Here is a 20,175-nt window from a genome sequence, read left to right on the forward strand (position 1 = left end):
AAAGGTGGAGCGGGCGACTGCTCCACCTTTTGTTTTGCTCGCGACGTCAGGAAGCGTCCGGCCCCGCCTCGCCGATATAGTCGCGCCACACCGCGTTCGCACCGAGCTGCTCGATGAAGGCCGCATGCGCGGCGCGTTCCGCATCGGTCAGACGCGACATCATGGGGCGGGGTTTGGCTTCGCGCTGGCTCGCCGCAGCCAGGCGGACGGCGTTGCCGCTGCCCTTCTCAGGCTGGGCGGTCAGATCGAAACCGACCTGTCGACCGCCGATCAGCTCGATATAGACTTCGGCCAGAATTTCGGCGTCGAGCAGCGCCCCGTGCTTGGTGCGCTTGGAATTGTCGATGCCGTAGCGCGAGCAGAGCGCGTCGAGATTGTTCGCGGCGCCCGGATGCTTGCGCCGGGCCATGGTGAGGGTATCGACCACATCCGCGAGATCGATGGCGGGATGGCCGGTGCGCGCGAATTCCGCATTGATGAAGCCGATATCGAAGGCCGCGTTGTGGATAACGAGCCGCGCATCGCGGATGAAATCGTAGAACTCCTCCACGACGGCCGCGAAGACCCGCTTGTCGGCCAGGAAGTCGTCGCTCAGTCCGTGCACCGCGAAGGCGCCCGGAGAGACCGGATATTCCGGATTGATATAGACGTGGTAGTTCTTGCCCGTCGGGATATGGTTGAGGAGCTCGACGCAGCCGATTTCGATGATCCGGTCGCCCTTGGCGTGGTCGGTGCCGGTGGTTTCGGTATCGAGAACGATCTCTCTCAGCATCGTCAAAGACTCTTCCTCAGGTTCCGGCGGCCGGGACGTCCCGCCAGACACGCCATGATGGACCTCACCTGGGCCTCCGCGGAGGCGAAGTCCCGGCTCGTATCGACAAGGAAATGCGCCCGGGCGCGCTTGTCCGCATCCGGCATCTGCTTAGCCAGGATTGCGTTAAAGGTCTCTTCCGTCATGCCTGGGCGCGCCACCACCCGCGCACGCTGCACGTCGGGAGGCGCGGTCACGACGAGAACGGCGTCGCAGCGGGCGTCCCCGCCGGTTTCGAGAAGAAGCGGGATGTCGAGCACCGCGAGAGGCGCGGTTGCGGACACTCTCCTCAGGAAATTTTCCTCATCCTCCCGCACGAGCGGATGCACGATGCTCTCCAGCCGCTTCAATTTCACCGCGTCGTTGATCACGGCCTGACCGAGCTTGCGGCGATCCACCACGCCGCTGGTGACCGTGCCCGGAAAGGCTTCCTCGATCAGGGACGCGGCACGCCCGCGATAGAGGGCGTGGACGGCTGCGTCCGCATCGTGCACGGGAACGCCGAGACGTCGGAAGAGAGCGGCGGTGGCCGATTTTCCCATACCGATGGAGCCTGTCAGTCCGAGCACGAAGGTCATGACGGACCCTCGATATCGGCAACGATCAGGGCACGCAATTCCGGCGTCACCTCAGGCCTTACGCCGAACCAACGCTCGAAGCCTGGCACCGCTTGGTGAAGGAGCATTCCCAATCCATCGACCGTGCGCAGACCGCGTGCCTCGGCGGCAGCAAGCAGGGGGGTCCGCAACGGAACATATACGATGTCGGAAACGATTGCATCGTCCGGCACCTTTTCGAGGTCGAGAAGAAGCGGGGGCTGGCCTGCCATGCCAAGCGATGTGGTGTTGACGATGAGCTGCGACCTAGCGAGGGCATTGTCGAGATCGTCCCAGGCGAGAGCCTCAAGCGTGACGCGACCGTATCTTTCGAGATCGCGCACCAATTCCTCGGCTTTCGAGATCGTGCGGTTTGCGACGAGGATGCGCTTCAACGGGTGATCCTGCAGGCTCGCCACGATGCCGCGCGCGGCACCGCCCGCGCCGATAACCAGCACATTTTCCACATATTGATCCCAGCCTGTCCCCAGATTCTGGTTGAGATTGGCTATAAAACCGAGCCCATCCGTGTTGTCGCCCCAGAGTTCGATACCTTCATCTTCGTACCAGAGCGTGTTGACGGCTCCCACGCGTTGCGCTCGCTCGGTTTTGTTGTTGTCCAAAAATTCGAAGACCGCCTCCTTGTGCGGGATCGTGACGTTGCCGCCAACGAAGCCCAAGGGCCACAAAGCCACGAGGAATTCATCCAAATCCACAGGCGCTACATCGATGCGCTCATACGATCCGTCGATACCGTATCGCTTGAGCCAGTAGCCGTGGATGAGCGGCGAACGGGAATGCTTGATTGGATGGCCGACGACGAAGGCCTTGATCATGGGTGTTTGATCCTAAAGGGCAAGGCAGCCGAGACGGCGCAGCGCCGAGAGAAGCGGGAGCAGGGGCAATCCCAGAATGGTGGAGTGATCGCCCTCGACGGAATCGAACAGATGAACGCCAAGGCCTTCGTAGCGATAGACGCCGACGCTGTGGAGCACGGCCGGGTCGGCGAGCTCCAGATAAAGGTCGATCACCTCGCTCGTGAGCGGCCGCATGGTGAGAATCGCAGTGGCGACGAAACTTTCCACCACGGCGCCGCCGATGGCGAGTGCCCCCGCGGAATGAAGCGCGTGGCTCTTCCCGGACAGGGCCTGCAACTGGCCCTTGGCGGCCTCGCGATCCGCCGCCTTGTGAAACACGGCCGAACCGCAGGCGAGAACCTGATCGGCGCCGAGAACGATTCGCTGAGGGTGACGCCGGCTGACGGCCAGGGCCTTCTCGGCGGCGAGCCGGGCGGCGAGGGCCAGCGGCTCGAGCCCTTCGCCTACGGCCGCCTGCTCGATCCGGCGTTCGTCCACGTCCGGGGCTTGCGTCTCGACGGAGAGCCCCGCGCTCACGAGAAGCGCGAGCCGCGTCGCGCTCGTGGAGGCGAGAAGCAGGTTGTCCGGTGCGGTCCAGAGCGCGGGCATCGGTCTATTCCGCGATGAATTTCAGGCGATGGTCGCGGTACAGATCGATGATCGCGGCCGCCGTCTCCTCGATCGAGCGGCGCGTCACGTCGATCACCGGCCAGCCGTGGCGTGCGAACAATCGCCGCGAGGCCGCGATTTCCTCCGCCACGGAATCACGATCCACATAGGACGTGTCGTCGTCCGCCTTCAGGCTGAGCAGGCGGTTCTGCCGGATCTGCACGATGCGTTCCGGCGTCGCCACGAGCCCGACCACCAGCGATTTCCTCGCCTCCTGGAGCTTGGGCGGCAGGGGCATGCCCGGAACGAGGGGGAAATTGGCGGTCTTCAGTCCGCGGTTGGCGAGATAGACCGCCGTCGGCGTCTTCGACGTGCGGCTCACGCCCATGAGGATCACATCGGCCTCGTCCAGATCATCGGGCAGGTGCCCGTCATCGTGGAGGAGGGTGAAGTTCATGGCGTCGATGCGTTTGAAATATTCCGCGTTCAGCATGTGCTGGGCGCCCGGCCGGGCGGTGGAATGCGTTCCCAGATAGGACGAGATCATCTGGTGCACGGGCTCGAGCACCGAGAGATAGGGCGAGCCCGTGGCGCGACAGACCTCTTCGAGGCGGCTCGTCAGTTCGCTGTCCACAAGGGTGTAGAGCACGATTCCGGGAGCGGTTTCGATCTCGGCGAGCACGCGTTCGAGCTGCGTGGTGGAGCGCACCAGCGGATAGACATGCTCGATGGCGGCCACGCCTTCATATTGCGCCACCACCGCGCGGGCTACGGTGATCAGGGTCTCGCCCGTGGAATCGGAGACCAGATGGAGGTGGAAGTAGCTGCGTCCCGGCAAAGCGGATCTCCTGGAAGAAGGAGTCGATAAATGTGGATAGAACGGCTCCTTTCCGAGGTCCAGGGCAGGGGCCCTGTGATTTGCCGCGATAGCCATCAACAGGGCAGCTCGATGTGCGAGTCTGGAATCCCTCTTTTGGGAGAATCCGGCACGAATCACTCCGGATCGGGCCGTTAACGTTCCGTTCAAATTCCTTAACGGGCTGTTAAGGTTTAAGAATTCGGAAAGGATTGAGGCGACCCTGCCTCATCCGTTAATGACCAGTTAACGGGCCGGCCAGTGTGGAAGGGTTGTGGACGGGGTTGCGGCTTTGCGATTCACGGCCCAAGAGAAACATCAGATTCTTAGATTCAAAGATTATTCTTATTTAGAGAGGGCCTGTGAGCGAGCGTCCCACCAAAGCGATCCTCCGCGTGCTGAACGGAGAACCGGTCTGGCCTCTGCCGATCTGGATCATGCGGCAGGCAGGCCGCTATCTCCCGGAATATCGGGAGACCCGGAAACAGGCGGGCTCCTTTCTCGATCTCTGCTATACGCCGAGGCTTGCCGAGGAAGTGACCCTTCAGCCCATCCGGCGGTTCGGCTTCGATGCCTCGATCCTGTTCTCCGACATCCTGGTCATTCCGCATGCGCTGGGCCAGGACGTACGCTTCGTCGAGAATGAAGGGCCCAAGCTCGATCCGGTCACGTCGGAGAAGGATTTTTCGAGGCTTTCCGAGGAACTGCCGCTGGAACGCCTCGATCCGGTCTTCGAGACCCTGGATCGGCTGAGCAAGAGCCTGCCAAAGGAAACCACCCTTCTCGGCTTCTGCGGCGCGCCCTGGACCGTGGCGAGCTACATGATCGCCGGCAAGGGCACGCCCGACCAGGCACCGGCCCGCCTGACCGCCTATCGCGATCCGGCCTTCATGGACCGGCTCATCGAGAAGTTGGTGCAGGCCTCCACCGCCTATCTCATCCGCCAGATCGACGCGGGGGCGGAAGCGGTGCAGATCTTCGAGAGTTTCGGCTCGGCGCTTCCGCCGGCTCTCTTCGACCGACTGTCGCTCGATCCGATCCGCCGCATGGTGGAAGGCCTGAAGGCTGCCCGTCCCCAGGCCAAGGCCATCGTCTTCGTGCGCGGCGGGGGCGCTAATCTCCATCGCTTCGCGTCGGCCGGGATCGGGGATGCGCTGGCTCTCGACTGGACGCTCGATCCGGCTCTGGTGCTCCCCATGCTGCCGGTCTCCGTCCCGACCCAGGGCAATCTCGATCCGCTCGCGCTGATCGCCGGAGGGGCGCCGATGGAGCAGGGGATCGACCATATCCTGAATAGCGTGCGGGGCCGTCCGCACATCTTCAATCTCGGCCACGGCATTCTGCCGGAGACGCCGATCGCCCATGTCGAGCAGATGATCGCCCGCGTTCGAGGAGCCTGAAAAGAATGCTGTATCTCTGGCTGAAAGCGTTTCACGTCATCGCCGTCATCGCCTGGATGGCGGGCATGCTCTACCTGCCGCGCCTCTTCGTCTATCACTGCGATGCGCCGAAGGGCTCGATCCAATCCGAGACCTTCAAGATCATGGAGCGGAGGCTTCTGAAAGCGATCATCAATCCGGCCATGATGGTGACCTGGGTGCTCGGTCTCTATCTCGTCTGGGATGGCGGCTGGTACAAATCCGGCTGGCTGCACGCCAAGGTTCTTCTCGTGCTGATCCTCTCCGGCCTGCACGGGGTCTATGTGCGTCGCCTGAAGGATTTCGCCGCCGACAAGAACACCAGATCGGCGAAATATTATCGCATCCTCAACGAGGTGCCGACGGTCCTGCTGATCGGCATCGTGATCCTCGTGATCGTGAAGCCGTTCTGAGGTTCCCAAACGCAGTGCCCGGCCCTGGGGCCGGGCATCCATGTCCGATGGCTCGACGGTTCCGTTCGAGGAGAGAACCGAATCTTCTTCTCAGGAAATGATCCTGTACGAGAGAGAAACCTTTCGTATAGGTAACCCTCCCGAAAGGGTTATCCAAACAGCACTTGAGAAAAGCCACGAAGGCGGCTATAAAGAAAGCCCTTCCATAAAAGACAGGTTGCGCTGCACGGGCCCCCCGGGCTCTCTCAAGTCACCTCTTGTGATCTGGGCGGCCCTGTCGAACGTTCCCCCGATCTCCCCCCGCGTCCAGTCAACCTGCCCGCGAATTTTACTCCGAGAGTGTTCCCCGATGAGGGAAATCAAACTTCAAGATCTCAAGTCCAAGTCGCCGACCGAACTCATTGCCTTCGCCGAGGAGCTCGAGGTCGAGAACGCGAGCACCATGCGCAAGCAGGAGCTCATGTTCGCCATCCTCAAGCAGCTTGCCGCGCGCGAGGTGGAGATCATCGGCGCAGGCGTCGTCGAGGTGCTGCAGGACGGCTTCGGCTTCCTCCGCTCGGCCGATTCGAATTACCTGCCGGGGCCGGACGACATCTATGTCTCGCCGAGCCAGATCCGCCGCTTCGGCCTGCGCACCGGCGACACGGTGGATGGCCCGATCCGCGGCCCGAAGGAGGGCGAGCGCTATTTCGCCCTGCTGAAGGTCAACACCATCAATTTCGAGGATCCGGAAAAGATCCGGCACAAGGTTCACTTTGACAACCTGACGCCGCTGTTCCCGCAGGAGCGCTTCAAGCTCGAACTCGAGGATCCGACCCGCAAGGATTACTCGCCGCGCATCATCGACATCGTGTCGCCGATCGGCAAGGGCCAGCGCGCGTTGATCGTCGCCCCGCCGCGCACCGGTAAGACGGTGCTCATGCAGAACGTGGCGCAGTCGATCACCACGAATCATCCCGAGTGCTACCTCATTGTGCTGCTCATCGACGAGCGTCCGGAGGAAGTGACCGACATGCAGCGCTCCGTGAAGGGCGAGGTCGTAGCCTCCACCTTCGACGAGCCCGCAACCCGGCACGTGCAGGTCGCCGAGATGGTGATCGAGAAGGCCAAGCGCCTCGTGGAGCACGGCCGCGACGTGGTCATCCTGCTGGATTCGATCACGCGCCTGGGCCGCGCCTACAACACGGTGGTGCCGTCCTCCGGCAAGGTGCTGACCGGCGGTGTGGACGCCAACGCGCTCCAGCGTCCGAAGCGCTTCTTCGGTGCCGCGCGCAACATCGAGGAGGGCGGTTCGCTCACCATCATCGCGACCGCACTGATCGATACCGGTTCGCGCATGGACGAGGTGATCTTCGAAGAGTTCAAGGGTACCGGCAACTCGGAAATCATCCTGGACCGCAAGGTCGCCGACAAGCGCACCTTCCCGGCCATCGACATCACCCGTTCCGGCACCCGCAAGGAAGAACTTCTGGTGCCGAGCGACACGCTCAAGAAGATGTACGTGCTGCGCCGCATCCTCAATCCGATGGGCACGGTGGACGCCATCGAGTTCCTCCTCGACAAGCTGCGTCAGACCAAATCGAACCAGGACTTCTTCGACTCGATGAACACCTGAGGCGCATCATCCGCTTCCGAAAAAACCAGCCCCATCCTCGTCAGCGAGGGTGGGGTTTTTCGTTACGCGCACGCTTGAGCAGCGGACCCAAAAGTGGAACCCCCTTGTGGGATCGATGCTCAAGCGCGGTCCGCTAGGTCCGCCGGGTCCGCACGATGCCCTTGGATTATCTTCCATTACGGAATCCAGAAATCAGCCAGACCGTCCGACTCGTCTCGCCCGAAAGCTGCCTCAGATCGCCCGCATCAACCAGAGCACGAGGAGCGTCAGAGCGGCCGAGATCAGAAGCGATCCCAGGCAGCCTAGCCGGTTCGAAAAGAAGAAGAACATCGGTCCTCCCACTCGCCTTCGCGCCGGTCACGGCCCCAGCATCTCCCGCACCTGATCGACCAAGGCCTCCGGTGTCTCGACCGGAAGCGAGCAGCGCATGCCGGCGCAGACGAGCGCCCGTGTCTGGTGAGAAGGTGAGGCGAGAGCTCTCGCCGGATGATCCTCGTCCAGGGTGGCGCCGGGCCGCAGCCACCGCACGCTGCGGTCGAGATAGGGCACGCGCAGGGCAGCCGCTCGAAGCGGTTCCGGGTCGTCTCCCGCAACGAGGATGCTCAACCCCCTCAGATGCAGGTCGAGGGCGTTGAGAATGGAGGTGTGGCCGAGCGGGGAGGCGCGGGCGATGCCGACGAGCCTTGCGAGGATCTCGTCCGCCTGCCGATGATCGCTCGGCTCTTCGGTGATCTGTGAAAGCCGCACGAGCGCCTCCGCGAACACGCCATTGGCATTCGGCACCGCCTCGTCGTGGGTCGGCTGAGGCCTGACCACGAGAGGATCGGCCCCCTTGGCCGTCATGGCGAGGCAGCCGGTCTGCCCGGTCATGAAGTCGTCCAGAAGAACATTGCGCCAGGTTCGGGCGTCGGCCAGATAGGCGTCGTCGTTCGTCGCCTCGTAAAGGGCGAGGGCCGCCCGCATCATGGCGGCGTGGTCCAGGGCGAAGCCTGGAAAGACGAGCTTTTCGGCGCGCCAGGAATGGCCGAGCCGCCCATCCCGGTTCATGGAAACATGGATGAAGCGATAGGCGCGCTGCGCCAATCCGATCCAGTCCGGCCTCTCCAGCAGGGGAGCCGCCCGCGCGAGGCTCGCTATCATCAGCCCGTTCCAATCGGCCAGGATCTTGTCGTCGAGCCCGGGCCTGATCCGGGTCGACCGCCGCTCCAGGAGCTTTTCGCGCATCATGGCGAGCCGCAGTTCCAACGGAGGAGGGGCTTCGCCGGTAATCAGCCGGTTCGGGATGTTGCGGCCCTCGAAATTTCCCTCCTTGGTGATGTCGTAGACCTTGGCGAAGAAGGCGGCGTCTTCCTCGCCCAGGACCTCGCGGATCTCGGCGAGACTCCAGACGTAGAAGCGGCCTTCTTCGCCTTCCGAATCGGCATCGAGGCTCGCGGCGAAGGCGCCTTCGGGCGTCACCATCTCCCGTTCGAGCCAGGCGACGATTCCCTCGGCCGCGTCCTTGTAGAGCGCACGGCCGGTTTGCGCGTAAGCAAGTGCGTAGAGTTCCAGGAGCTGCGCGTTGTCGTAGAGCATCTTCTCGAAATGCGGCACCAGCCAACGCTCATCCACCGCGTAGCGGGCGAAGCCTCCGCCGAGGTGATCGCGGATGCCCCCGAGCGCCATCTGCTCCATGGTGAGAAGAAAGCGGCGGCGCGCGTCCTCGTTGCCGGTGCGGCGGGCATAGCGAAGGAGATATTCGAGAATCGGCGGGTTGGGAAATTTCGGTGCGCCCTGAAGACCGCCATGCTCCGTATCGATCAGCTCCGACAGCCTCTGGCCCATGTGGTCGAGATCGGCGAGGCTCAGGCTGCCGCCGTCGGATTCTGCCCCTTTGGACAGGTGCTCCCTCAGGACGTCCCGGTTCTTGAGGATGCGGTCCGGCTCCGCGTGGTAGAGGCGGCTGATCTCCTTCAGGATCGGGACGAAGCCGGGGCGGCCGAAGCGTGGTTCCTTCGGGAAATAGGTGCCGCCCCAGAAGGGCTCGGCCTGCGGCGTCAGGAACATGGTGAGCGGCCAGCCGCCCTGTTCGCCCAGGAGGTGGAGGGCGCTCATATAGACATGGTCCACATCCGGGCGCTCCTCCCGGTCGACCTTGATATTCACGTAGAGCTCGTTCATCACCGCCGCTACGTCCGGATCCTCGAAGCTCTCGTGGGCCATCACGTGGCACCAATGGCAGGCGGCATAGCCGACGGAGAGCAGGATCGGCCTGTCGAGCCTTTGGGCCTCGGCCAAGGCGTCGGATCCCCATTCCCACCAATGGACAGGATTGGACTTGTGCTGCAGGAGGTAGGGGGAACTGGCATTCCTGAGGCGGTTCATGGATCCTGCTCCGAAAGGGTGGGGCTCATGCGAAGAATGAAACGGATCGATTCCCATCGGACCCGTTTCTGCTTTGCGCCGCGCATTGCCGTTTCACGTGTTCAAGTCTCTCATGGCGCCGGAGGTCCATGCCCATGCGTTCGGACGATACCATCTTCGCCACCGCTTCCGGCCACGGCCGTGCGGCCGTCTGCATCATCCGGATCAGCGGGCCCCAGAGCCGGACGATTCTTGAAACGCTGGGCGGGAACGTGCCGGAGCCGCGTCATGCCGTGGTGCGGGTTCTCAGGGATCCCGCATCGGGTGAGCCCCTCGATCAGGCCCTGGTGCTCTGGATGCCGGGGCCGCGAAGCTTCACTGGGGAGGATCAGGCGGAACTCCATATCCATGGCGGCTTGGCCACCCGTGCGGCGGTCTTGAAGGCGCTCGGTGCAGTCCCGGAATGCCGCCCGGCCGAGGCAGGCGAGTTCACCCGCCGGGCCTTCCTCAACGGGCGGATGGACCTGTCGCAGGTGGAAGGCCTCGCCGATGTGATCGACGCGGAAACCGAGGCCCAGCGTCGCCAGGCCATGCTCCAGCTCGAAGGCCGTCTCGGCGATGCTGCGGAGGGATGGCGCGAAGGAACCCTGCAGGCACTTGCGCTTCTCGAAGCGAGCCTCGATTTTTCCGATGAGGGCGATGTTCCGGAGGATCTGGAAGCCGACATCCTGCATCGAATCGATCACCTTCGGGGCGAGATCGGTCAGGCGCTCGCGAACCGCAGCGGTGAGCGTCTGCGGGAGGGCTTTACCGTCGTGCTCGCCGGTCCGCCGAATGCTGGCAAATCCACTTTGCTCAACGCGCTGGCCCGGAGGGATGTGGCCATCGTGTCCCCGATCGCCGGGACGACCCGAGACGTTATCGAGGTGCATTGCGATTTGGGCGGCCTGCCCGTGATCATCGTGGACACGGCGGGTCTGCGCGAGAGTGGCGACGTGATCGAGCAGGAGGGCGTCTCCCGTGCTCGCGCTCGGGCCCAGGATGCGGATCTCGTGCTCTGGCTCGTGCCGCCGGAAGGAGACGAGACGGGAGCTCCGCCGGCGCGCCGCCTTCTCAAGGTCGGCACCAAGTCCGATCTGAACCGCAGCCGTTCCGGTTGTGATCTTCTGATCGCAGCTTCGACGGGGGAGGGCCTCCCCGGACTGATCGCCGCTCTGGAGCAGGAAGCGGAGATGGCTTTGGGTCAGGGTGACGCGATCTTAACTCGCGAGCGTCATCGTAAGGCTCTGGAACGGGCCTATCGTTCCCTGGCTGCAGGGCGTGAGTTGCTTGCCGACCACGGTCCGCTCGAACTGGCCGCCGAGGAAGTCCGTCTTGCCGCGCGCGCGGTCGGCGAGATTACCGGGAGGGTCGATGTGGAGGATGTGCTGGATCGGCTGTTTTCCAGCTTCTGCATCGGCAAATGAGCCTGTCCGGTAAGGCGTAGGCAAATCTGCTGGAGCTTTGTGAAAGGCTGTTCACGAATCGGTGCAATGATGCTGAATCGTTGTTGCATAGGCTGTGGGAATCGTGTGCAGAACCGGTGATCGCGGCGGGTGTTTCACGTGAAACATTTTGCCCTTTTGACCTCTTCGCTCCGAGGACCTAAAGCATCGTTCGCAGCAGTAAACGCCGATTCCACGGTCGACCCGGTAACTCCTTCAGGGAGGTTCTATCGGGTAAACAGAAGACCGGGCGAACTTTTACAGAAGTAGCGCTACGGCCCGCATTGCAGCGAGACCCTAGGCATGGAGATCAGGATTTCGTGAGTCAGCTTTCAGCGCATGAGATATTCGACGTAGTCGTGGTCGGCGGCGGGCACGCGGGCGCAGAGGCGGCCTCTGCATCCGCCCGGATGGGTGCGCGAACGGCACTCGTGACCCATAAGCTCTCGACTGTCGGTGCGATGTCCTGCAACCCGGCTATCGGCGGGCTCGGCAAGGGCCACTTGGTTCGTGAGATCGACGCTCTCGACGGTATCATGGGCCGCATGGCCGACAGAGCAGGCATTCAGTTCCGCCTCCTGAACCGCCGCAAAGGCCCTGCCGTGCGGGGCCCCCGCACCCAGGCCGATCGCAAGATCTATGCACGGGCCATCCAGGCCGAGCTGCTCCAGACCGCCAATCTCACCCTTGTCGAAGGGGAGGCGGATGATCTTCTCGTGGAAGAAGGGCATGTTTCCGGGCTTCTCCTGGCTGACGGACGGCGGCTCGCGGCGGGCGCCGTGGTCATCACCACGGGCACCTTCCTGTCTGGCCTGATTCATATCGGCGAAAAGAAGATCCCGGCGGGTCGAATGGGCGAGCGTCCCTCCTTGGGTCTTCCGAAGACCTTCTCGCGGCTCGGCTTTACCCTCGGTCGTCTCAAGACCGGCACGCCGCCGCGCCTCGACGGGCGCACCATCGACTGGGCTGGAGTGGATAAGCAGGCGGCGGACGAAGATCCGGTGCCCTTCTCTCTTCTGACGGACAGGATCAGGACCCCACAGATCGAATGCGGCATTACCCGCACGACACCGAGGGTTCATGAACTGATCCGGGGCAACCTGCACCGTTCGGCCATGTATTCCGGAGACATTCAAGGCACGGGGCCGCGCTATTGCCCGTCCATCGAGGACAAGGTGGTGCGTTTTGGCGATCGGGATGGGCATCAGATATTCCTGGAGCCCGAGGGCCTCGACGATATCACCGTCTATCCCAATGGCATCTCGACCTCGCTTCCCGAGGACGTGCAGCTCGAATTCCTGAAGCATATTCCTGGGCTCGAGAAAGTGCGGATGCTCCAGCCCGCCTACGCGATCGAGTATGATTATGTGGATCCTCGGAACCTGACGGCCGGGCTCGAGACCAAGGCGCTGACGGGTCTCTTCCTGGCCGGGCAGATCAACGGGACGACCGGCTACGAGGAAGCGGGGGCCCAGGGCCTCGTCGCAGGAATCAACGCCGCCCGGCGCGCAGCAGGGCAGGAGAATGTCGTGTTCGACCGCGCCGAGTCCTATATCGGCGTGCTCATCGACGATCTGATCACGCGCGGTGTCAGCGAGCCCTACCGGATGTTCACGTCCCGATCGGAATACCGCCTGAGCCTGCGCATCGACAATGTCGACGAACGTCTCACCGGGAAGGGTCTGGAAATAGGCTGCGTCGGCTCTGCGCGCGAGGCTCATTTCCGGTCCTCGCAGACAGAGATCCGGTCCGCTCGTGACATGCTCCAGGCCCTCTGCATGACGCCCCAGGAGGCATCTCGCCACGGGTTTGGCCTCAACCATGACGGCATCCGCCGCAGCGCCTATCAGCTTCTGTCCTATCCGGCCATCGGCTGGGGTGATCTCGCGAGGGTCTGGCCCGACCTCGCAACCGTGTCGCCTCAGGTGCGAGAACGGTTGGAAACGGACGCGACTTACGCGGTCTATCTCGATCGTCAGAAGGCCGATATCGCGGCCTATCGGCGCGACGAGGGGGTCGTTCTGGACGAGACGCTCGATTTCCGGGGCCTTCCAGGTCTGTCCAACGAAATCAAGGCCAAGCTCGAGGTGGTCCGTCCGCGAACCCTTGGCCAAGCGGCCCGGATCGAAGGAATCACCCCAGCGGCCCTGACTCTTCTTGCGGCCCATGCCAAGAAAGCAGGGTCTCGCGGTGTCTCGAACGGCGAGGCTTTGGCGTCATGAGCGTACCTCCGTCGATTCGATCCGGGCTGGATGTTTCACGTGAAACACTGGAGAAGCTCGAATTGCTGGAGCGCGAGCTGCGCCGCTGGCAATCCATCAAGAACCTCGTCGGCCCGGCCACTCTCGACCAGATCTGGGATCGGCATATCGTCGATTCGCTCCAGCTCCTCGACCTCGCGCCCGAAGCCAAGTCCTGGGTCGATCTCGGCTCAGGCGCGGGTTTCCCGGGCCTTGTCATCGCAATCGTAGGGCAGGAGAGGGGACTGAATGTGCATCTTGTCGAGAGCAATTCTCGCAAATGCGCGTTCCTTCGCCAGATCGCCCGCCTGACCGGATCCTCGGCGACGGTGCACGAGGCCCGGCTGGAGACCGTCATTCCCGGCTTCGTCGGTAAAGCCGATGTCGTCTCGGCCCGGGCCCTCGCTTCCCTCGATCAGCTGCTGGAATGGACCGAGCCCATGTTGAAAGCGGGGACAATTGGCCTCTTTCCCAAAGGGCGGGATGTCGGGACCGAATTGACCGAGGCACGGAAAAAGTGGACATTCAAGACTGATATCCTGCCGAGCCGTACCGATTCCGAGGCGAGGATTCTTCGCATAACCTCCATTGAGAGCCATTCATGATGACAGACCGCAGCGAATCCGAAGCCGGAGCGCGTGGGGCCAAGCCGCGCATTCTCGTGCTTGCCAATCAGAAGGGCGGCGTCGGAAAGACGACTACGGCCATCAATCTGGGTACGGCACTGGCGGCGATTGGAGAAAGGGTGCTCATCATCGATCTCGATCCGCAGGGCAATGCTTCGACGGGTCTCGGGATCGACCGGAAGAACCGCCCTGTCTCGACCTATCACGTTCTGGCCGGCGAAGCGTCGTTGTCCGAGAGCATCACCGAGACGGTTGTGCCGGGTCTTTGGCTCGCACCCTCGACTTTGGATCTCCTCGGTGTCGAATTGGAGATCGCGAACGAGCGCAATCGGGCCCATCGCTTACGGGCCGCGATTCAGGGTTTGGCGGACAGCGAGGTAACGGAAGCTTTTACCTATATTCTGATTGATTGCCCGCCTTCGTTGAATCTTCTGACCATCAATGCCTTGACCGCATCTGACGCAGTTCTCGTGCCCCTCCAATGCGAATTTTTTGCTCTGGAAGGTCTCAGCCAGTTGCTCAAGACGGTGGAACAGGTCCGTACGGCCCTTAATCCGAAGCTGACGATCCACGGCGTGGTGCTCACCATGTTCGATCCCCGCAACAACCTGTCGGGGCAGGTGGTTGCCGATGTTCGTCAGTTCATGGGCGACAAGGTCTACGAGACCATGATCCCGCGAAACGTGCGCGTGTCCGAAGCGCCGTCCCACGGCAAGCCGGTTCTGCTTTACGACATCAAGTGTACGGGCTCGCAGGCCTATCTGCGTTTGGCATCGGAAGTGATTCAGCGCGAACGTGCCCTGCGTGCCGCGTAACGAGAGTTGAGAAGAGCAATGGCGAAAGAAGTAAAATCGCTTGGCCGAGGCTTGGCCGCGTTGATCGGCGAGGTCGGTGATGAAATCGGTACCCTGCAGAGCAACAAGGGAGGCGCGAGGAAAGTGCCTGTCGAGTTCCTGCGCCCGAATCCGCGCAACCCCCGGAAGGTCTTCGAGGATGCGGAGCTTCAGGAGCTGACCCAGTCCATCAAGGATCGTGGCATCATCCAGCCCATCGTGGTCCGGCCCGTGCCGAACACCTCCGATTCCTACGAGATCGTCGCCGGGGAACGCCGCTGGCGCGCCTCGCAGAAAGCCGGCCTGCACGAGGTGCCGGTGGTCGTCGTCGATATCGACGACAAGACCTCCCTCGAATACGCCATTCTCGAAAACGTCCAGCGCGCCGATCTCAATCCCATCGAAGAAGCGGAAGGCTATGGCCGGTTGATGGTCGAGTTCTCCTACACGCAGGAAAACCTCTCCAAGATCATCGGCAAGAGTCGCAGCCACATCGCCAACATGATGCGCCTCACCGACCTGCCCGATCCGGTGAAGAAGCTGCTCGTCGACCGCAAGCTCTCGGCCGGCCACGGCCGCGCGCTTCTGGCCGTGAAGGACCCTGTCACGGTCGCTCAGCATGTGCTTGACGAGGGCATGAGCGTGCGTCAGGTCGAGGCTCTCGCGCAGGCGGAAAGCGCCATGCCGTCCGGGCCTGAAACGAAATCCGCCAAGCCCAAACCGGAGAAGGACCCGGATACCCGCGCCCTGGAGCGTGTCCTCCAGGACGTTCTGGGCCTCACAGTCACCATCGACCACAAGGGCAATGGCGGCGAATTGCGAATCCGCTACAAAACCTTGGAGCAGCTCGACGGGCTCTGCCGCCGATTGAATCCGTAAACGGCGCGGCGGCATGCGCTAGGTTCACGGCCATCCGCGCTCAGGAAACGCATTGGGGCAACGACGTGGATGCCCGGCTTAGGGCAGTGCACGACGATGGAGATGGTCACAACGCCGTCTCGTCATGGCCGTGCTCGTCACGGCCATCCACGTTTTCATGTGCCGTTGCACGCCAAAGATGTGGATGCCCGGCTCAAGGCCGGGCATGACGATGCGGAATGGCCGACACCGTGTGAAGGCCGGTGCACATGAAGGTCCGTATCGGCGAGATACCGGATCCGCTTTTCGCAAGAACGATGCACTATTCTATCGTGGGAGCATCGGATCGATCCCAAAAGTGGATTCCACTTTTCAGGTCCGATGCTCTATCGCCGCGCTATGCGGGCGAGATCGAGCAGGGCTTTGGCCGCGATCGTGTCGTCGAGATTCGACAGGCGGCGTGTGTCGAGCAGGCTTGCCTGGAGGATGGCGATCGCGGCCTTCAGGCTCTCGCTCGTCCAGCGCTGGAGATGGCGTTCGACCAGGGGCTTACGGCGGAAATGCAGGCTGCGCAGAGTCTCCATCACGGCGGGAACCGAACGCCCATCCTCCACCGAGAGACGAGCCGTGAGCAGCATCAGGGCATGGCGGAGGGCGGCTCCCAGCACCACGGAAGCGTGAACGCCTTCGGCGGCCAGTCGCCGTGAGCCGATTTCAAGGCCCGTGCCTTCTCCGCCGAATGCTGCGTCGACCACTGCGTCCATAGCAAGGCTCGAGACGTCGCTCATGATCGCATCGACGTCCTCGAGGGTGATTTCGCGCTCCCCATGCGCATAGAGCATGAGCTTCGAGAGTTCGCCCCGGGTCGCCAGGCGATCGCCGCCGAGACTTGCGATCAGCGCCGTGCGTGCCTCGCGGCCGATCGAAAAACCGTTGTTTTTCAAGGTCTCGTCCACGACTGCCCCGAGATCGCGGCCGGTATCGGCGTAGCAGGGCAGGGCGAGAGCCTTTTGTGAACGCTCGCAGAGGGTGCGCAGAGGCGACGATTTCTGCAAATCGCCGCCCTCCAGGATGATCACTGTGTCCTCTAGGCTGCCCTTGAGCGCGATATCGACTGCGGGCGCGATGTTGCGCGACGCGGATTTCACCCAGATCGCCCGCTTGGCCCCGAACAGACCCATGGTGCCGGCTTCGTCCGCCAGGCGGGCGGGGTCGGAGGCGATGTCGTCGCCATCGATCCGGATGAGCTGAAAGGGGTCGGAGGGATCGTCCACCGAGCGTTCCGCCACGGCGCGGGCCCGCTCGTTGATGAGGCCCATGTCGGGACCGTAGAACAGATAGACGCCAATGCGCGGATCGGGGCGACGCAGCACCCCATCCACGTCGGCGGCCTTGACGGCGACCATCGGGTCAGCTGCCGGCGGAGAGCGTCGCAGCCAGCCGGGTCTTCACCTGCTCGGCCAGAACCCTGGCGAGCCTGATTTCCGCATCGCGGCCGGCGCGCACGGTGGCGAAACGCTGCTGATAACGGTCATAGGTCGTCGTGGAGGTGGCCGTCCCTTGAGTCAAGATCTTCGTGCCCTCGAGATTCGTCAGCGTATAGGAGAGTGAGCCACCCAGGATGGCCGAGCTCGCGCGCCCGGTTTCCGTGTCCACGACGGGCGTCGAAAGCGACTCGGTGAGGGCGAGCTTCAGCACATAGCGCTTCGGCGTGTCGGAGCCGGAGCCGTTCAGGGCATAGATCAAGTCGCTGCGCAGATAATGGCCGATCACCGCCTGCCTGTCCGGCCAGGTGACCTCGGGAACGTCGATGGCGGCCAGAACTGCCTGAAGCGATTCGCCCGAGGCGGTCGGACCGTAGAGCGGCTTGAAGCAGGCGGACAGGCCGAACGTAAGGCCCGCCACGACGGCGAGGCGGGCCAGGTTCTTGAAGTTAAGCGACGACATTCACGATCCTTTGCGGAACGACGATGATCTTGCGGGCAGGCTTTCCTTCCATAGCCTTTTGTACGGCCTCAAGCGAGAGCACAGCCGCCTCGACCGCCGCCTGATCCGCGTCCCGCGCCACGGTCACGTCGGCGCGCTTCTTGCCGTTGACCTGAACGGGCAGGGTAATCATGTCCTCGACCAGGAGCGAGCGGTCGAGCGCCGGCCAGGGGGTGTCGGTCGCAAGTCCTGGCTGGCCAAGGGACGCCCAGCATTCCTCGGCGAGGTGCGGCATCATCGGAGCGAGCAGCTGCACGAAGATTCGGCCGGCTTCCGCGAAAGCGGTGGAAAGCCCGGCCTCGTGGGCCGTCTTCGCCTGGTTCGCCAGATCCTGCAGGCTGTTGGCGAGCTCGTAGAGATGCGCGACGCAACGGTTGAAGCGCAGGCGCTCCACATCGTCCTCGACGGCGGCAAGCACCTTGTGGGCGGCCTTGCGCACGCTGAGGCCGATCGGGCCCTGCGAAGCCGCGCCGTCGCCGCCTTCCATACGGTCGGCGATCTCGCCCACGAGGCGCCAGACGCGCTGCACGAAGCGGCCCGCGCCCTGCACGCCCTCCTCGGTCCAGATCACGTCGCGTTCGGGGGGCGAGTCGGAGAGCATGAACCAGCGGGCGGTATCCGCGCCGTAGGATGCGATGATCTCATCCGGATCGACCGTGTTCTTCTTCGACTTCGACATCTTCTCGATGGAGCCGATCTCGATGGGCGCTCCGGTTTCCACATGGAAGGCCCTGCGCGCATTGTCCTGCGTCTCGAAGCGCACGTCGCTCGGCAGCACCCAGGCGCCACCCGCATCCTTGTAGGTCTCGTGCACCACCATGCCCTGCGTGAACAGGCCCGCGAAGGGCTCATCGAGACCCGTGTGTCCCGTCTTCTTCATCGCGCGGGTGAAGAAGCGCGAATAGAGCAGGTGCAGGATCGCGTGCTCGATGCCGCCGATATATTGATCGACCGGCAGCCAGGAATCGACGGTAGCTCGGTCGGTCGGCTCGTTGTCGAGGGTCGGGTCCGTGAAGCGGGCGAAATACCAGGACGAATCCACGAAGGTGTCCATGGTGTCCGTCTCACGGCGAGCCGCCTTGCCGCATGTCGGGCAATCCACGTGCTTCCAGGTCGGGTGACGGTCGAGCGGATTGCCCGGCACGTCGAAGGACACGTCGTCGGGCAGCACCACGGGCAGCTGGTCCTTCGGCACGGGAACCACGCCGCACGCATCGCAATGGATGATCGGGATCGGGCAGCCCCAGTAGCGCTGGCGCGAGATGCCCCAGTCGCGCAGGCGGAAATTCACCTTGCGCTCGGCCACCGGACGGTTGTCGCGACTCTCCGACTCGAGGCGTCTGGCGACCTCTTCCTTGGCCTGCGCGATGGTGAGGCCGTCGAGGAAGCGGGAATTGATCATCCGGCCTTCGCCGTCGTAGGCCGTGTCCGTGACGACGAAGGTCGCCGGATCCTGGTCAGGCGGGCAGACGACGGGCGTGTTGCCCAGGCCGTACTTGTTGACGAAATCCAGGTCGCGCTGATCGTGCGCCGGGCAGCCGAAGATCGCGCCGGTGCCGTAATCCATCAGGATGAAGTTGGCGACATAGACCGGCAGCGTCCAGTTCGGATCGAACGGATGCACCGCGCGCGCGCCCGTGTCGAAACCGAGCTTCTCGGCCTTCTCGATGGCCTCCTGCGCGGTGCCGATGCGCTTAGCCTCCTCGATGAACGCGGCGAGTTCCGGATTCTTCGCGGCGGCGGCTCGCGCCAGCGGGTGGTCGGGGGCAACCGCCATGAACTTGGCGCCGAAGAGGGTGTCGGGCCGGGTGGTGTAGATCTCGAGCTCGGCCTCGCCGCTCGGAGTGGTCTCCGGCTTCAGGGCGAAGCGCACCAGCAGGCCTTCCGAGCGGCCGATCCAGTTGTGCTGCATCAGGCGCACCTTGTCCGGCCAGCGGTCGAGGGTGGCGAGCCTGTCGTCGAGATCCTGCGCGAAATCCGTGATCTTCAGGAACCACTGGGTCAGCTCGCGCTGCTCCACGAGGGCGCCGGAGCGCCAGCCGCGCCCGTCGATCACCTGCTCGTTGGCGAGCACCGTATGGTCCACCGGGTCCCAATTCACCTTGGCGGTCTTGCGGTCGACGAGACCCGCCTCGAGGAAATCGAGGAACATGCGCTGCTGATGCTTGTAGTAGCTCGGATCGCAGGTGGCGATCTCGCGGCTCCAATCGAGCGACAGGCCCATGGATTGCAGCTGGGAGCGCATGGTGGCGATGTTAGCGTAGGTCCATTCCTTCGGGTGGACCTTGTTCTGCATGGCGGCGTTCTCGGCCGGCATGCCGAAGGCGTCCCAGCCCATCGGATGAAGCACGTTGAAGCCCCTGGCCCGCTTGTAGCGCGCCACCACGTCGCCCATCGTGTAGTTGCGCACGTGACCCATATGGATGCGCCCGGACGGGTAGGGGAACATCTCGAGCACGTAGTATTTCGGACGCGGGTCGTCGTTGTCGGTCTTGAACAGGTCGCGGTCGTTCCAGACCTTCCGCCATTTCAGCTCGGCTTCCTTGGCGTTGTAGCGCTCGGGCCTCATTTTTCCTAAGTCATCCGTGGTTTGGAGATTCAAGCGGCTTGCGCCGCCACGTTGCGGCGGA

The 20,175-nt window shown here is 63.3% G+C and carries 17 protein-coding genes; 8 read left to right on the forward strand and 9 right to left on the reverse strand.

The genetic code is table 11. The features are described 5' to 3' along the window. Positions 1-46: 46 nt before the first annotated feature. Genes dnaQ through AB8841_RS09555 form a run of 5 tightly spaced genes read right to left on the reverse strand, consistent with a single transcriptional unit; the run spans position 47 to position 3,711 of the window. On the reverse strand, positions 47-772 hold the full coding sequence (dnaQ, locus tag AB8841_RS09535) for a DNA polymerase III subunit epsilon (protein WP_370435620.1): 726 nt from the start codon (positions 770-772) through the stop codon (positions 47-49). A 2-nt stretch (positions 773-774) separates the two neighbouring features. Then, on the reverse strand, positions 775-1,389 hold the full coding sequence (coaE, locus tag AB8841_RS09540; protein WP_370435621.1) for a dephospho-CoA kinase: 615 nt from the start codon (positions 1,387-1,389) through the stop codon (positions 775-777). Next, complete coding sequence (locus AB8841_RS09545) at positions 1,386-2,243, reverse strand: shikimate dehydrogenase (RefSeq protein WP_370435622.1); 858 nt, start codon at positions 2,241-2,243, stop codon at positions 1,386-1,388. Before AB8841_RS09545 ends, coaE begins: the two co-directional genes overlap by 4 nt. 12 nt (positions 2,244-2,255) lie before the next feature. Next, positions 2,256-2,873, reverse strand: coding sequence for a Maf family protein (locus AB8841_RS09550; RefSeq protein ID WP_370435623.1), 618 nt, complete (start codon positions 2,871-2,873; stop codon positions 2,256-2,258). Positions 2,874-2,877: 4 nt separating this feature from the next. Then, positions 2,878-3,711 (reverse strand): pyruvate, water dikinase regulatory protein, encoded by an 834-nt coding sequence (locus AB8841_RS09555; RefSeq protein WP_370435624.1) that lies wholly within the window; start codon positions 3,709-3,711, stop codon positions 2,878-2,880. A gap of 380 nt (positions 3,712-4,091) precedes the next feature. Here AB8841_RS09555 and hemE point away from each other — a divergent pair, with 380 nt between their 5' ends. From hemE to rho, 3 genes are all read left to right on the forward strand, one after another. Then, positions 4,092-5,129, forward strand: coding sequence for a uroporphyrinogen decarboxylase (gene hemE / locus AB8841_RS09560; protein WP_370435625.1), 1,038 nt, complete (start codon positions 4,092-4,094; stop codon positions 5,127-5,129). Between the two features lie 8 nt (positions 5,130-5,137). Further along, positions 5,138-5,560 (forward strand): protoporphyrinogen oxidase HemJ, encoded by a 423-nt coding sequence (gene hemJ, locus AB8841_RS09565; protein WP_370439233.1) that lies wholly within the window; start codon positions 5,138-5,140, stop codon positions 5,558-5,560. A 349-nt stretch (positions 5,561-5,909) separates the two neighbouring features. Continuing rightward, positions 5,910-7,175, forward strand: coding sequence for a transcription termination factor Rho (rho, locus tag AB8841_RS09570; protein ID WP_370435626.1), 1,266 nt, complete (start codon positions 5,910-5,912; stop codon positions 7,173-7,175). Between the two features lie 357 nt (positions 7,176-7,532). Here the strand turns inward: rho and AB8841_RS09575 are convergent, their stop codons facing one another. Continuing rightward, entirely contained in the window at positions 7,533-9,539 is a 2,007-nt protein-coding gene (locus AB8841_RS09575) for a thioredoxin domain-containing protein (protein WP_370435627.1), read from the reverse strand. Between the two features lie 134 nt (positions 9,540-9,673). Here AB8841_RS09575 and mnmE point away from each other — a divergent pair, with 134 nt between their 5' ends. The 5 genes from mnmE to AB8841_RS09600 all read left to right on the forward strand — a co-directional run bounded on the left by mnmE (position 9,674) and on the right by AB8841_RS09600 (position 15,580). Then, entirely contained in the window at positions 9,674-10,984 is a 1,311-nt protein-coding gene (gene mnmE, locus AB8841_RS09580) for a tRNA uridine-5-carboxymethylaminomethyl(34) synthesis GTPase MnmE (protein WP_370435628.1), read from the forward strand. A 338-nt stretch (positions 10,985-11,322) separates the two neighbouring features. After that, on the forward strand, positions 11,323-13,224 hold the full coding sequence (gene mnmG, locus AB8841_RS09585; protein ID WP_370435629.1) for a tRNA uridine-5-carboxymethylaminomethyl(34) synthesis enzyme MnmG: 1,902 nt from the start codon (positions 11,323-11,325) through the stop codon (positions 13,222-13,224). Next, the gene (gene rsmG / locus AB8841_RS09590) at positions 13,221-13,847 is read left to right on the forward strand and encodes a 16S rRNA (guanine(527)-N(7))-methyltransferase RsmG (RefSeq protein ID WP_370435630.1); all 627 of its coding nucleotides are present in this window, start codon (positions 13,221-13,223) and stop codon (positions 13,845-13,847) included. Before mnmG ends, rsmG begins: the two co-directional genes overlap by 4 nt. After that, positions 13,847-14,683, forward strand: a complete 837-nt coding sequence (locus tag AB8841_RS09595; protein WP_370439234.1) for a ParA family protein — start codon at positions 13,847-13,849, stop codon at positions 14,681-14,683. The genes rsmG and AB8841_RS09595 overlap by 1 nt, the downstream gene beginning before the upstream one ends. A gap of 18 nt (positions 14,684-14,701) precedes the next feature. After that, positions 14,702-15,580: a ParB/RepB/Spo0J family partition protein gene (locus tag AB8841_RS09600; RefSeq protein ID WP_370435631.1), complete on the forward strand. Its 879-nt coding sequence runs from the start codon at positions 14,702-14,704 to the stop codon at positions 15,578-15,580. Between the two features lie 365 nt (positions 15,581-15,945). Here the strand turns inward: AB8841_RS09600 and holA are convergent, their stop codons facing one another. The 3 genes from holA to leuS are packed head-to-tail and all read right to left on the reverse strand — an operon-like array spanning position 15,946 to position 20,114. Then, positions 15,946-16,965 (reverse strand): DNA polymerase III subunit delta, encoded by a 1,020-nt coding sequence (holA, locus tag AB8841_RS09605; RefSeq protein WP_370435632.1) that lies wholly within the window; start codon positions 16,963-16,965, stop codon positions 15,946-15,948. Positions 16,966-16,969: 4 nt separating this feature from the next. After that, positions 16,970-17,506, reverse strand: a complete 537-nt coding sequence (gene lptE / locus AB8841_RS09610) for an LPS assembly lipoprotein LptE (RefSeq protein WP_370435633.1) — start codon at positions 17,504-17,506, stop codon at positions 16,970-16,972. Then, on the reverse strand, positions 17,493-20,114 hold the full coding sequence (leuS, locus tag AB8841_RS09615) for a leucine--tRNA ligase (RefSeq protein WP_370435634.1): 2,622 nt from the start codon (positions 20,112-20,114) through the stop codon (positions 17,493-17,495). The genes lptE and leuS overlap by 14 nt, the downstream gene beginning before the upstream one ends. Positions 20,115-20,175 lie beyond the last annotated feature (61 nt).

This window comes from Microvirga sp. TS319 (assembly GCF_041276405.1).
GTDB lineage: Bacteria > Pseudomonadota > Alphaproteobacteria > Rhizobiales > Beijerinckiaceae > Microvirga.

Bases quoted from the DNA above. Each gene is read 5' to 3' on its own strand.
- AB8841_RS09550 (WP_370435623.1), bottom strand. From the start codon at position 2,873: ATGCCCGCGCTCTGGACCGCACCGGACAACCTGCTTCTCGCCTCCACG.
- coaE (WP_370435621.1), bottom strand. From the start codon at position 1,389: ATGACCTTCGTGCTCGGACTGACAGGCTCCATCGGTATGGGAAAATCG.
- AB8841_RS09595 (WP_370439234.1), top strand. From the start codon at position 13,847: ATGACAGACCGCAGCGAATCCGAAGCCGGAGCGCGTGGGGCCAAGCCG.
- AB8841_RS09575 (WP_370435627.1), bottom strand. From the start codon at position 9,539: ATGAACCGCCTCAGGAATGCCAGTTCCCCCTACCTCCTGCAGCACAAG.
- lptE (WP_370435633.1), bottom strand. From the start codon at position 17,506: ATGTCGTCGCTTAACTTCAAGAACCTGGCCCGCCTCGCCGTCGTGGCG.
- AB8841_RS09600 (WP_370435631.1), top strand. From the start codon at position 14,702: ATGGCGAAAGAAGTAAAATCGCTTGGCCGAGGCTTGGCCGCGTTGATC.
- rsmG (WP_370435630.1), top strand. From the start codon at position 13,221: ATGAGCGTACCTCCGTCGATTCGATCCGGGCTGGATGTTTCACGTGAA.
- holA (WP_370435632.1), bottom strand. From the start codon at position 16,965: ATGGTCGCCGTCAAGGCCGCCGACGTGGATGGGGTGCTGCGTCGCCCC.
- leuS (WP_370435634.1), bottom strand. From the start codon at position 20,114: ATGAGGCCCGAGCGCTACAACGCCAAGGAAGCCGAGCTGAAATGGCGG.
- dnaQ (WP_370435620.1), bottom strand. From the start codon at position 772: ATGCTGAGAGAGATCGTTCTCGATACCGAAACCACCGGCACCGACCAC.
- mnmE (WP_370435628.1), top strand. From the start codon at position 9,674: ATGCGTTCGGACGATACCATCTTCGCCACCGCTTCCGGCCACGGCCGT.
- AB8841_RS09545 (WP_370435622.1), bottom strand. From the start codon at position 2,243: ATGATCAAGGCCTTCGTCGTCGGCCATCCAATCAAGCATTCCCGTTCG.
- rho (WP_370435626.1), top strand. From the start codon at position 5,910: ATGAGGGAAATCAAACTTCAAGATCTCAAGTCCAAGTCGCCGACCGAA.